Consider the following 12,034-nt stretch of genomic DNA (forward strand, 5'->3'; position numbering starts at 1 on the left):
GAGATCATGCTCAAACAAAGCGATGGGATCAAGCCTCGCCCGGCGCCTTCGCATGCAGCGCGAGCGCGTGCACCGAGCCGGCAAGTTCCGCTGCCAATGCGGCGTTGATCAGGCGGTGGCGATCGACACGGCTCTTGCCCGCGAAGGCCTGCGACACAATATACACGCGGAAATGGGTCTCACCGCTCGGCTGATGGCCCATATGGCCTTCATGCAGATGTGATTCGTCCTGAACATCGAGGCTTTCGGGCGAGAAAGCTTCGCGCAACTTTTTGATGATAGCATCTCGGGTCCGCATGGTCTCTGGAAATACGCATCAAATTATTTTTCGTCAATCGGCGGTCCCCGCCCGAGGTATTCGCAATGTCAAGACTTGAAGCTTTTCGCGTTGCGTAGTCAAAGTCCGCCATGCCGATCGATTCAAACAAATTCTTCGACTCCATCCGCATCAAGCCCAAGAAGGCGGCTGCGCGGCAGCCGGTGGTGCGCGAGGAGGCCCAGCCCTGTCAGTGGCCGGACTGCAAGAACAAGGGCTCGCATCGCGCGCCCAAGGGACGCGAGAACGCGCGCGAGTATTGGCACTTCTGTCTCGATCACGTGCGCGAGTACAACCAGTCCTATAATTTCTTCTCGGGGATGAACGCCGAGGCGGTCGCGCGCTATCAGAAGGATGCGCTGACCGGACACCGCCCGACCTGGAAGATGGGGGCCAACACGTCGGCCAAGCGCGGCACCGGCAGCGCCGAGGGCGATCTTGGCGATGCCGCCGATCCGTTCAGCGTATTCGCCGAGATCAACGGCCGCGGCAGCTGGCGTCCGGATCCCCGGTCGGCCCCCAAGGCCGAGACGCGCAAGGTGTTCAACGCCGAGCGCAAGGCGCTGCAGGTGATGGGCCTCGGTCCCGACGCGACGCTGGAAGATGTCAAGGTCAAGTACAAGGCGCTGGTGAAGCAGCACCATCCCGATGCCAATGGCGGCGACCGCTCCACCGAGGATCGCCTGATCGAGATCATCAAGGCCTACAACTACCTGAAGACGGTGGTGAAGGGCTGACGCGCGGCAGCGCGTGAGGCTGCCGCGCGTTGCGTCGAAGGTCTCAGGGCTTCGGCCCGATATAGGCCGAGCTCGGCCGGATCAACCGCCCCGTCCGCTGCTGCTCCCGCGCATGGGCGGTCCAGCCGGCGGCCCGCGCCACCGCGAAGATCGGCGTGAACGCCTGGCGCGGAATCTTCAGCGCATCGAGCAGGATGGCGGTGAAGAACTCGACATTGGTGTCGAGCGCCCGCTCCGGATTCTTCCGCCGCAGCGCCTGGCGGATGTAAGCCTCCACCTCGCTCGCAAACGGCAGGTCGGCGCCGCTGCCCGCCAGCCGCTCGATCGCGGCCTTGAGCACGTCGGCCCGCGGATCGCGCACGCGATAGATCCGATGTCCGAACCCCATCAGTCGCTCGCCGCGGCCGAGCGCCGCGTCGACCCACGGCTTGATGTTCTCGCGCGTGCCGATCGCGTTGAGCATCTCTAGCACCGGCTCCGGCGCCCCGCCATGCAGCGGGCCGGTGAGCGCGCAATAGCCGGCGGTCACCGATGCGAACAGGTCGGCCTGGGTCGAGGCGACGACGCGCGCGGCGAAGGTCGAGGCGTTCATGCCGTGATCGCTGACGGTGACGAGATACGTGTCCAGCGTCGCCACCTCGCCAGCCGCAGGCGTATCGCCGCGGACCATGCGCAGGGTGTCTGCGGCGTGGCCGGCGTCAGGATCGGGCGCAATCGGCTGTGCTCCCTGTGCGCGCTGGACCAGGGCGCCGGCGATCACCGGGCAGGCGCCGACGATCGTGGCTTCGTCGTCGAGCCCGGGCTCGGACCGCAGCGCCGCGATGGCGGCGCGGAAGCCGTCGATGATCGACAGGCCGGAGGTCGCGGCGAGCAGCTCGGGCAGCCGCGTAAAGGCGCGCGCGCGGGCCTGGCCGAGGCTGGCACGGACATCCGCCTCGCCGACGCTGCGCTTCGTCGCCGCGCTCCATAGTCGGGCAGTCACGCCCTCGAAGCCGCTGGCGGCGGCGAGGTCAGCCACACGCGCTCCGGCGATGATGAGCTCCCCCTGCTGGCCGTCGACGTGGCTGAGCACGGTCTCGGCGGCGGCGATTCCGTCGAGGCCGATGGGGGTCTTGCCGAGCTGGATGGTCATGGCGGGTCTCCTTCGAGAAATGGTCACGCTGCCAAGATCCGCCCAGTCGACAACTTGATCAATCTTGATTAAGCTGATCAATATGAAAAAAGACAGCGGTCTTTACCTATCTGCGCGCGAAGCTTCGGCTGAACTGGCGATCTCGCCGGCCACCCTCTACGCCTATGTCAGCCGCGGACTGGTCCGCTCCGAGCCGTCGCCGAATTCGCGCAGCAACCGCTATCGCGCCGAGGACATCCGGGCCCTGAAGGAGCGGCGCGCACCGGCCCCCGAGCCGCGCGCCTTCCGCAGCTTCGATGCGGACCTCCCCGTGTTCGATTCCGCCGTGTCGACAATCACCGAAGCCGGTCCGATCTATCGAGGCGTCAATTGCGTCGACCTAGCCGTGCGCGGCACGCTGGAACATGCTGCGACCCTGCTGTGGGACGTGACCGCGCTCGATCCGTTTGCGCCGGGCAACCTTCCGGCCGTGTCGGAGGAGATGGGTTTCATCGCCGATGCCGCGCGGCGCGCGGCGCCGATCGACCGGGCCATCGCGGTGCTGGCGCTGGCGACACATGCCGATCCCGCGGCGTTCAACCGCGCTCCCGATGGTCGGGCGCTGGTCGGCGCGCGCATCGTCCGGCTGGTGGTCGCAACCATGTTGAACCAGCCCGCCTCAGCCGATCCGCTGCATGTTCAGGTCGCGCGGAGCTGGGCGCCCGGACATGAACATGCGCCGGACCTGATCCGCCGCACCCTGGTGCTGCTGGCCGATCATGAGCTGAACGCGTCGACCTTCACCGTCCGCTGTGCGGCGTCGACGGGCCTCAGTCTCTACGATGCCGTCATCGCGGGTCTTGCGGCGCTCAAAGGACCGCAGCACGGCGGCGCCGGCGTCCTGGCGTCGCAACTGGTGAAGACCCTCGTTGATCGCGATGTCGCGCCGCTGATCCGCGAGCGGGTGGCGCTCGGCGAGCGCTTCGCCGGCTTCGGCCACGGCGTCTACAAGCACGGCGACCCCCGCGCCATCTCGCTGCTGGAGGCGCTGACGCGCGCCGGCGCGCCGCGCAAATTCACCCGCGAGGTGCCGGAGCGGATCGCCGAGGCGACCGGCGAGTTCGTCAATATCGACTATGCGCTGGCGGTGCTGGTGCATAGCCTGCGGCTGCCTGCCGGCAGCGAGCTGGCGCTGTTCGCGATGGCACGCTGCGTCGGCTGGCTCGCCCATGCCTGCGAGCAGCTGCAGCACGGCCGCCTGATCCGCCCACGTGCTCGCTATATCGGACCCGCACCCGGCCGCGGAGCCATGTTGGATGCGCTGTAGCGTTCTAATCCGTGACGCCAGCGGCGAGCTCAGACTCGCGCCGCTTCCGCACCAATCTGAGGACCAGCCAGACCACGATCGTGCCCGCGACAGCCGCGATGATCCAGGTGGACTTGGCGATATGGCTATGATGCGGAATCCCGCCATAACGGTGCAACAGCTGCACCGCAAAGACGCCGGGCAGGACGTGGGCGCAGGCCCACAGCGCGATGGCTGGGATGTTCACGGCGTAGAAGCGCAGCGGAGGGATGTCGAGCGCGCCGGCCGTGATCGGCACGACGGCTCGGATCGGCGCGACAAAGCGGGCGAAGAAGATCGCCAGGGTGCCGAACCGGTGGAAGAAGGCCTCGCTCTGCGCCACCAGGCGCGGATAGTTCGAGAATGGCCAGTTCGCCAGGATCTCGCGCTGCCGGCGATGGCCGACCCAGAACGCCCCGCCGTCCCCGAGCACCGCGCCCAGGACGGCCGCCGCCAGCACCCATTGCAGGGTCAGCTCGCCGCCCGGAATCAGCGCGCTCAGCGCCAGGATGATGGTCGTGCCCGGAATCACCGAGCCCACGATCGGGATCGCCTCCAGCAAGGCGGCCAGAAACAGGGTGAGATAGGCCAGTCCCGCATGCGCTGAGACAAAGGCAATGAGTGGGTCGAGCAGATGGGCCACGCGGTTCCTGTTGGTGGAGAGGGTGGGGCGGGGACTTCCCGATAAGTAGGAACCCCGGCCCCGGGTGCCACGTCGAGATTCCTGGGAAGAGCCGGTGGGCGAAAAGGTGGCACGATTCGCAGGGCAGCCTTCCGAAAACGGCCACCCATGCCTATCTCGATGATATAACGACGGAACTTTGATCAAGGCTTAGGCTTCTGCCCGCGCGTGCTCTCTGCTAGGCTGGCGTCGAAGCCCTTCAACCGCAGCCAAACATGAAATCTGGTTTCGGGAATGCCCGGGACCTCGGAGGATGAATGACGACCGCCGCTACGACCAATGCGCAGGAGATGACCGGTGTGCCCGACATGAAGGTGTCGGTGCGGCAGGTGTTCGGGATCGACAGCGACCTTGAGGTGCCGGCTTTTTCAGCGACCGACCCGCACGTTCCCGAGGTCGATGCCGATTACCGCTTCGACCGCGCCACCACGCTGGCGATCCTGGCCGGCTTCGCCAAGAACCGCCGCGTGATGGTGACCGGCTACCATGGAACGGGCAAGTCGACCCATATCGAGCAGGTCGCGGCGCGGCTCAACTGGCCGTGCGTGCGGGTCAATCTCGACAGCCACATCAGCCGTATCGACCTCGTCGGCAAGGACGCGATCGTGGTCAAGGACGGCAAGCAGGTGACCGAGTTCCGTGACGGCATCCTGCCCTGGGCACTGCAGCACAACGTCGCGCTGGTGTTCGACGAATACGACGCCGGCCGTCCGGACGTGATGTTCGTGATCCAGCGCGTGTTGGAGGTGTCGGGCCGCCTGACGCTGCTCGACCAGAACAAGGTGATCAAGCCGCACCCGGCATTCCGCCTGTTCGCGACCGCCAATACGATCGGCCTTGGCGACACCTCGGGCCTCTATCACGGCACCCAGCAGATCAACCAGGGCCAGATGGACCGCTGGTCGATCGTGACCACGCTCAACTACCTCGCCCATGACGAGGAGGTCGAGATCGTGCTGGCCAAGGCCAAGCACTATCAGAACGCGCAGGGACGCGACATCGTGAACAAGATGGTGCGGCTCGCCGACCTCACGCGCAACGCCTTCGCCAATGGCGATCTGTCGACGGTGATGAGCCCGCGCACGGTGATCACCTGGGCCGAGAACGCCGAGATCTTCGGTGACATCGGCTTCGCCTTCCGTGTGACGTTCCTCAACAAGTGCGACGAGCTCGAGCGTCCGCTGGTCGCCGAATTCTATCAGCGCTGCTTCAATGCGGAGCTGCCGGAATCCTCCATCAACGTGGCGCTGAGCTGACACAACGGCGTGGTCCCGGCCTCGGGCCGGGACCCATACGCCGCGGCCTCTCTCGTGGGGTGATGCGGGAGAGCGAGTGCGAACAAACGAACGCCGGTGGTTATCGGGCCTGGCGTTCGCCGGGACGATAGCCGCAGGAACCAGATGACCACACCGAGCAACAAGCCCCGTCCTGGCGTCAAGGAAGCACCGACCGAACCTTTCAAGAGGTCGGTCACGGGGTGCCTGCGCGCGATCGCCAGGGCGCCTGAGCTCGAAGTCTCCTTCGCGGCCGAGCGTCCCGGCCTTGCGCCGGGCAAGGCCCGGCTGCCGGAGCCGGCGCGCAAGATGACCAAGCGCGACGCCGCCGTCGTGCGCGGCCATGCCGACTCGATCGCGCTGAAGCTCGCCTGCCACGATCCGAAAATCCATCGCAAGCTGATCCCGGGCAATCCGCAGGCGCGTGGCGTGTTCGAGGCGGTCGAGCAGGCGCGTGTCGAGGCGATCGGTGCAAAACGCATGGCCGGCGTCGCCAAGAATCTCACGGCGATGCTCGATGATCACTTCCATCGCGGCAAATATGACGAGATCACCGACCGTGCCGACGCACCGCTGTCGGATGCGTTGGCCATGATGGTGCGTGAGCGCCTCACTGGCATGGCGCCGCCGAACGCGGCGCGCAAGGTGGTCGATCTCTGGCGTCCGTTCCTGGAGGACAGGATCGGCCAGCGTCTCGATGAGCTCGGCCGCTTCACCGAGGATCAGGCGAAGTTCGGCGACCTCGTGCACGATCTCTTGTCGGCGCTGGATCTCGGCGACGAGCGCAACGCCGATTCCGAAGAGGACGAGGACAACGACGACAGCCGCGACGGCGACAACGACCAGTCCGGCGCCGAGGGCTCGCCCGAATCCGACGCCGCGCAGGAGATGAGCGCAGACCAGGCGCAGACGACGTCGGACGAGATGTCGGAGAGCGCGATGGAGGCCGCCCAGGCTTCGGCGTCCGACACGCTCGACGACGGCGAGCTCGGCGACGACGAGACGCCGGGCGAGGCGACGCGTCCGAACCGCGGCGGCGCCAACGAGCCGCGCGGGCCGGAATATCACGCCTTCGCGCCGAAGTTCGACGAGGTCATTGCCGCGGAAGACCTGTGCGACCATGACGAGCTGGAGCGGCTGCGCTCCTATCTCGACAAGCAGCTCGCACATCTGCAGGGCATCGTGGCGCGGCTCGCCAACCGGCTGCAGCGCCGGCTGATGGCGCAGCAGAACCGCGCCTGGGAGTTCGATCTCGAGGAAGGCATCCTCGATCCGGCGCGGCTGTCGCGCGTGGTCATCGACCCCTATCAACCGCTGTCGTTCATGCGTGAGAAGGAAGCGACCTTCCGTGACACCGTGGTGACCCTGCTGCTCGACAATTCCGGCTCGATGCGTGGCCGACCGATCACGGTGGCCGCGACTTGCGCCGACATCCTCGCCCGCACGCTGGAGCGCTGCGGCGTCAAGGTCGAGATCCTCGGCTTCACGACGCGGGCCTGGAAGGGCGGGCAGTCGCGCGAGGCGTGGCTTGCCGCCGGCAAGCCGGCCAATCCCGGCCGCCTCAACGATCTCCGCCATATCATCTACAAGTCGGCCGATGCGCCGTGGCGGCGGGCGCGCAAGAATCTCGGCCTGATGATGCGCGAGGGGCTGTTGAAAGAGAACATCGACGGCGAGGCGCTCGACTGGGCGCACAAGCGCCTGCTCGGGCGTGCCGAGCAGCGCAAGATCCTGATGATGATCTCGGACGGCGCGCCGGTCGATGACTCCACGCTGTCGGTCAATCCCGGCAACTATCTCGAGCGGCACCTGCGCCACATCATCGAGGAGATCGAGACCCGCTCGCCGGTCGAGCTGATCGCGATCGGCATCGGCCACGACGTCACCCGCTACTACCGTCGCGCGGTGACCATCGTCGATGCCGAGGAGCTCGGTGGCGCCATCACCGAGAAGCTCGCCGAATTGTTCACGGAGACCCACGCGGCACCGCAGCCTGCGCCGGGACCAAAGCGCAGGCTGCATTCGTAAGCGGCCGTCGGCCGGCTGCGTCTCCTCCGTCTTGGAGGAGGTGGGGGAGGGGGCTCCGCTGACGATGTCGCTGCAGGCGATTGCCGACCGCAGGCGCTTTCTCGCGCTGACAATCGGCGGAGTGTCGGCATTCGCATGGTCCAGGACGGCTCGCGCGCAGCTTGCGCCGGCGCCGGTCCGCGGACGCGTCACCATCGACGAGCACTCCGTCACATCGGCGGTCAAGATCGAGGTCAACGCGCGACCGCTGCCCTCGTTCGACCTCCGTGATCGGACGCATCTGCGCTTCGGGATGCTGCAATATCGCAGCGGCGTGGCGCTGACCTCGTCTTTTCCCGGCTTCGGTGGCCTGTCCGGCATCCGGCTCGATGCCAAGGGTGAACGCTTCCTCGCGGTCAGCGACAAGGGCGGCTGGTTCACCGGCCGCATTGCCTATTCCGGTCGCGAGATCGCGGGGCTCGCCGACGTCGAAGCGGCGCCGCTGCTTGGTCCGGACGGACGGCCCATCACCGATCGCGGTTGGTATGATTCCGAGTCGCTCGCGCGCGATGGAGACATCGTCTATGTCGGCCTCGAACGCGTCAACCAGCTCCTGCGCTACGACTTCGCCAAGGGTGGAACCGGCGCGCGCGGCGAGATCGTGCCGCTGCCGCCGGCCGCCAGACGGCTGCCCCACAACAAGGGACTGGAGGCGTTGGTGATCGTGCCGAAGGGCCTGCCGCTCGCCGGCACCCTGATCGCGCTGTCCGAGCGCGGTCTGGACGCGAACGGCAACCTGCTGGCCTTCCTGATCGGCGGGCCCGCCGCGGGACAGTTCAGCATCGTCCGGAGCAATGATTTCGACGTCAGCGATGCCGTGCTGCTGTCGTCAGGCGATCTGCTGGTGCTCGAACGCAAGTTCTCGCTGTTCAACGGGGTCGGCATTCGAATCCGCCGACTGACGCTCGCGCAGATCGCGCCGGGCGCGCTGGTCGATGGTCCGGCGATCTTCTCCGCCGATCTCGGCCAGGAGATCGACAATCTCGAGGGCATCGATGCGCATGTCACGCCGGACGGCGAGACCGTGCTGACGCTGGTGTCCGACGACAACTTCTCGATGATCCAGCGCACGCTGCTGCTGCAGTTCACGCTGATGGAGTGAGCAGCGATACCGCTGCGGCGGCTCGCGTTGACCGCGGCTCGTCCATGATCGACACTCGCGGCCATCGGATCATCGCGTCAACCGTCACAACCTGGAACTCAGCATGAGCGCCCTGTTCACTCCGATCAAGCTGCGCAGCCTCGAACTCGCCAACCGCATCATGGTGTCGCCGATGTGCCAGTACTCGGCCGAGAATGGCGTGGCCAATGACTGGCACTTCACCCACATCAACACGCTGGCGCTGTCGGGCGCGGCGATGTTCTGTATCGAGGCGACGCATGTCGAGCCGATCGGGCGCATCACGCCCGGCTGTCTCGGGCTGTGGGACGATGTGACGGAAGCTGCGTTGAAGCCGATCCTGGCCTCGGTTCGCAAACATTCGAAGACCGCGGTTGCGATGCAGCTCGCCCATGCCGGCCGCAAGGGCTCCAGCTACAAGCCGTGGGATGGCGGACAGCAGATTCCGCTCGCGGACGGCGGATGGCAGACGGTCGCGCCATCGGCCTTGCCGCACAAGGAGGGCGAGTTCGCGCCGGAGGCGCTCGATCTCGCGGGCCTGGCCCGCATTCGCGATGCGTTCGTTTCTGCAGCGCAACGGGCGTCGCGCCTCGGCATCGACGCGATCGAGCTCCACGGCGCGCATGGCTATCTGTTGCATCAGTTTCTGTCGCCGATCGCCAACCAGCGCACCGACAGCTATGGCGGGTCTCTGGAGAACCGCATGCGCTTTCCGCTCGAAGTTTACGATGCGGTGCGCGCCGTCTTGCCTGCGGACAAGCCGGTCGGCATGCGTGTCTCGGCCACCGACTGGGTCGACGGCGGCTGGGATCTCGAGCAGACCATCATATTTGCGCAAGAGCTGAAGCGCCGCGGCGCCGACTGGATCGACGTCTCCTCGGGCGGCGTGTCGCCGTTGCAGAAGATCGCCCTCGGACCCGGCTACCAGGTGCCGTTTGCCGCGGCCGTGAAACAGGCGACGGGGCTTCCGACCATGGCGGTCGGTCTCATCACGCAGGCGCAGCAGGCCGAGGAGATCGTGGCCTCGGGCAAGGCCGACATGGTCGCGCTGGCCCGCGGCATGCTCTATGACCCGCGCTGGGGCTGGCACGCGGCAGCGGAGCTCGGCGGACAGGTCGCCGCACCTCCGCAATATTGGCGCTCGCAGCCGTCGACGCAGAAGGAGTTGTTCGGCAAGACGACGTTCGGCGCACGCTGACGTGCAATTGATGACCGCAATGTTGCGCACCAGCGTTGCAAAATTCTGCGGTCATCATTCCGCCCGCGACACGGCTGACGATTGTCGCTGTCGGACGAAGTGCTAGACTTCGCAGACCACGTGCGGCGATGCCGACTCGTCTGGTCGTGTTTCGTCTCGCGTGACGATGAGCGCATCACAAAGATGCGCCGCAATACAAACGCGAGAGGAAAGCGCCATGGAAATCGGATACTTCACGATGCCCTCGCATCCGCCGGAGTGCGGATTGAAGGAGGGGCAGGAATGGGACCTGCAGGTCCTGCGGTGGCTCGACGAACTCGGCTATCAGGAAGCCTGGATCGGCGAGCATCACACCGCGCCCTGGGAGCCGCACCCGGCACCTGATCTCATTCTGGCGCAGGCCTTCCGTGAAACGAAGAACATCCGGCTTGGGCCGGGCGGCTTCCTTCTGCCCTATCATCACCCGGCCGAGCTCGCCAACCGCGTTGCGATGCTGGATCATCTGTCCGACGGCCGGCTCAATTTCGGCATTGCCGCATCCGGTCTGCCGAGCGACTGGGCGATGTTCAACGTCGACGGCATGAGCGGCCAGAACCGCGAGATGACGCGCGAGGCGCTGGAGATCATCCTGCGTCTGTGGACCGAGCCGGCACCGTTCACGCACAAGGGCAAATACTGGACGGTGACCAAGCCCGACGTGATGTTCGACTTCCTCAAGCCGCACATCAAGCCGGTGCAGGCGCCGCATCCGCCGATCGGCGTCGCGGGCCTGTCGAAGAACTCCGACACGCTCAAGCTCGCCGGCGAGCGCGGCTTCATCCCGATGAGCCTCAACCTCAACCCGGCCTATGTGTCGTCGCACTGGGACTCGGTCGAGGCCGGCGCGGCCAAGTCCGGGCGAAAGCCCAGCCGCAATGACTGGCGGCTGGTGCGCGAGGTGTTCGTCGCCGAGACCGACGAGGAAGCCTGGCGCTTGTCCTCCGGCGACATGATGGGGCGGATGATGGGCGAATATTTCCTGCCACTGCTCGGCCATTTCGGCTTCAAGGACTATCTGAAGCACTCACCCGAGGTGCCGGATTCCGACGTGACGGTGGACTATTGCGCCAAGCGCAACTGGATCATCGGCTCGCCGGCCACGGTGACCGAGAAGATCGAGAAGATCTGGCACGAGGTCGGCGGCTTCGGGACGCTGTGCGTGTTCGGCTTCGACTACAAGCACAAGCCGGAAGCCTGGCACAACTCGCTGCGCCTGTTGAAGCAGGAGGTGATGCCGAGATTGAGCCACCTCAATGCCGGCCTGACCAAGGCCGCCTAGTAACGTCCTAGTATCTTGGCGCCAGCATTCCCCCTCCCTTTCGGGCAATGCTGGCGTCAAAAGAAATGTAGCTAAAATTTTCGCGCGAGTGCAGCTTCAGATTTGACGTTTGGGTGACGGTCTTGCCGTTAGGACGGATCCAGGCGTCGAATCCGCTGCATGCGCGTGGCGGGTCTGACATCTGGGGGCAGGTCATGCGGTTTCGCGTCAGGAAGTTTGCCCATATCCTCGAACGCTCGGGTCTGGCTCTGGCAGGCGCCGCCTGCGGCGTCTTCGTCGGGGCCCATGTCGGCTCCAGCGTTCCGTTGCTGACCACGCAGGGCTTCCTGATCGTGATGATGCTGTCTGGGGCGCTGGGCTTCTATCTCGGCATCGACACGCCGCAACTGCCTTTTCATCCTCATGACGAGAACTCGCCGACGGAGACGAAGATCGACACGGCCGAATTTCTGAGCGCCGTCGGGACCTTCCTCGCAACCCTCACAGCGTTCTTCGCCGTTGCCATCATCATCCTGCGCGAAGATCCGCACATCGTCTGGACGTCGCTGATCATGGTCGGCTGGATCATCGGCGTGATCATGCAGATCGTTGCCGGCGCGATCGCGCGTCTGCGGCGCTGATTTTCCCTGTTCAATTTTTGGGCTGACGCTGTCGCGAGTTTCATCTTGCGGCGAACGGGTGGCGCATAGGCTCCTCGTTGAGTTCTGCTCTGCGGAACTAACTGATACTGAGCAGCGACGGCACCGTCGGCGAGCCAACTTGCCGGCCGGTGATCCGGCAAATGATCAGGCTGCATTTCGGCGCGGAGTCGCGACAAAGCCGGCGTCCATGCGCCCAGAGCAAGCGCAGCATCAAAACGCCGCATG

11 protein-coding genes are annotated in these 12,034 nt (G+C 65.8%); 8 read left to right on the forward strand and 3 right to left on the reverse strand.

Features of this window, described 5'->3' with window-relative positions; genetic code table 11:
- Positions 1–28: 28 nt before the first annotated feature.
- Positions 29–298, reverse strand: a complete 270-nt coding sequence (locus QX128_RS28595) for a BolA family protein (RefSeq protein WP_315752308.1) — start codon at positions 296–298, stop codon at positions 29–31.
- Positions 299–408: 110 nt separating this feature from the next.
- Between QX128_RS28595 and QX128_RS28600 the strand changes: the two genes are divergently transcribed.
- On the forward strand, positions 409–1,053 hold the full coding sequence (locus QX128_RS28600) for a J domain-containing protein (protein WP_315800591.1): 645 nt from the start codon (positions 409–411) through the stop codon (positions 1,051–1,053).
- Between the two features lie 43 nt (positions 1,054–1,096).
- Here the strand turns inward: QX128_RS28600 and QX128_RS28605 are convergent, their stop codons facing one another.
- Complete coding sequence (locus tag QX128_RS28605; protein ID WP_316239182.1) at positions 1,097–2,185, reverse strand: citrate synthase/methylcitrate synthase; 1,089 nt, start codon at positions 2,183–2,185, stop codon at positions 1,097–1,099.
- Between the two features lie 82 nt (positions 2,186–2,267).
- On the opposite strand from QX128_RS28605, the gene QX128_RS28610 reads away from it, so the two are divergent.
- The gene (locus QX128_RS28610; RefSeq protein ID WP_315800589.1) at positions 2,268–3,491 is read left to right on the forward strand and encodes a citrate synthase family protein; all 1,224 of its coding nucleotides are present in this window, start codon (positions 2,268–2,270) and stop codon (positions 3,489–3,491) included.
- A gap of 4 nt (positions 3,492–3,495) precedes the next feature.
- Here the strand turns inward: QX128_RS28610 and QX128_RS28615 are convergent, their stop codons facing one another.
- Positions 3,496–4,152, reverse strand: coding sequence for a DedA family protein (locus tag QX128_RS28615; RefSeq protein ID WP_315800588.1), 657 nt, complete (start codon positions 4,150–4,152; stop codon positions 3,496–3,498).
- A gap of 296 nt (positions 4,153–4,448) precedes the next feature.
- On the opposite strand from QX128_RS28615, the gene cobS reads away from it, so the two are divergent.
- The 6 genes from cobS (at position 4,449) to QX128_RS28645 (ending at position 11,788) form a co-directional block, all read left to right on the forward strand.
- Complete coding sequence (gene cobS, locus QX128_RS28620) at positions 4,449–5,447, forward strand: cobaltochelatase subunit CobS (RefSeq protein WP_315800587.1); 999 nt, start codon at positions 4,449–4,451, stop codon at positions 5,445–5,447.
- Between the two features lie 144 nt (positions 5,448–5,591).
- Positions 5,592–7,493 carry a cobaltochelatase subunit CobT gene (gene cobT / locus QX128_RS28625; protein WP_315800586.1) on the forward strand — a complete coding sequence of 634 codons (1,902 nt, stop codon included), beginning with the start codon at positions 5,592–5,594 and terminating at the stop codon, positions 7,491–7,493.
- A gap of 64 nt (positions 7,494–7,557) precedes the next feature.
- Positions 7,558–8,634 (forward strand): esterase-like activity of phytase family protein, encoded by a 1,077-nt coding sequence (locus tag QX128_RS28630; RefSeq protein WP_316239183.1) that lies wholly within the window; start codon positions 7,558–7,560, stop codon positions 8,632–8,634.
- Positions 8,635–8,737: 103 nt separating this feature from the next.
- A complete protein-coding gene (locus QX128_RS28635; RefSeq protein ID WP_316239184.1) occupies positions 8,738–9,850 on the forward strand; it encodes an NADH:flavin oxidoreductase/NADH oxidase in 1,113 nt (370 codons plus the stop codon).
- A gap of 217 nt (positions 9,851–10,067) precedes the next feature.
- Positions 10,068–11,168 carry an LLM class flavin-dependent oxidoreductase gene (locus QX128_RS28640; protein ID WP_315800583.1) on the forward strand — a complete coding sequence of 367 codons (1,101 nt, stop codon included), beginning with the start codon at positions 10,068–10,070 and terminating at the stop codon, positions 11,166–11,168.
- Positions 11,169–11,362: 194 nt separating this feature from the next.
- Positions 11,363–11,788 carry a hypothetical protein gene (locus QX128_RS28645; protein WP_315800582.1) on the forward strand — a complete coding sequence of 142 codons (426 nt, stop codon included), beginning with the start codon at positions 11,363–11,365 and terminating at the stop codon, positions 11,786–11,788.
- Positions 11,789–12,034: the final 246 nt, after the last annotated feature.

Origin of the sequence: Bradyrhizobium sp. SZCCHNR1015, from assembly GCF_032489875.1 — a bacterium.
Lineage (GTDB): Bacteria > Pseudomonadota > Alphaproteobacteria > Rhizobiales > Xanthobacteraceae > Bradyrhizobium.